General features: G+C 63.9%; 1 protein-coding gene. It reads right to left on the reverse strand.

Translation table 11 applies throughout. The features are described 5' to 3' along the window. The coding region (locus FXO23_RS52175) for a Rossmann-fold NAD(P)-binding domain-containing protein (RefSeq protein ID WP_484477002.1) at nucleotides 1–359 on the reverse strand (359 nt) is incomplete at its 3' end. Nucleotides 360–610: the final 251 nt, after the last annotated feature.

Genomic DNA, 610 nt, shown 5'->3' on the forward strand with positions numbered 1-610 from the left:
ACCGCGCCGCGGGCCGTCGCGCCGAACCCGATGACCGCGGCCCGCAACCGGCGACCGTAGTCACCGGTGCAGCCGATCAACTGCATGGCGTGCAGCACCGAGCAGTAACCGGCCAGTTCGTTGTTCTTGTGGAACACGTGCAGGCTGAACCCGCCGTCGGCGGTCCAGTGGTTCATCGCCTCGAAGGCGATCAAGGTCAACCGCCGATCCACGGCCAACTGCGTGATCTCGGCGTTCTGGACGCAGTGCGGCCAGCCCCACAGCATCTGCCCCTCACGCAACTCCGCGAAATCCTGAGGAACGGGCTTGAGGTGCAGGATGCCGTCACACTCCGCGAGAAGTTGCTCCCGCGAGCGCAGCCCGGCGACAACTGCTCATCGGCCACCCCGAAACGTTCACCGTAGCCACGTTCCAGGTGGATGTGTTCGCGCAGATCGGCATCGATCCGGTTGAAGTGCAACGGATGAATCGGCAGCCGACGCTCGTTTTCCTTGTATGACAACGACAAGATTCCGAGATTGAGGTGACCCACGCACGCTCCCTGTGGTGTATCGGCGCTGACCCGAACGGCTCAGCGGACTTCTCCGGCTTCGTCGCCGAGCGCTTGACG

It is taken from the genome of Amycolatopsis anabasis, from assembly GCF_009765355.1.
Classification (GTDB): domain Bacteria; phylum Actinomycetota; class Actinomycetes; order Mycobacteriales; family Pseudonocardiaceae; genus Amycolatopsis; species Amycolatopsis anabasis.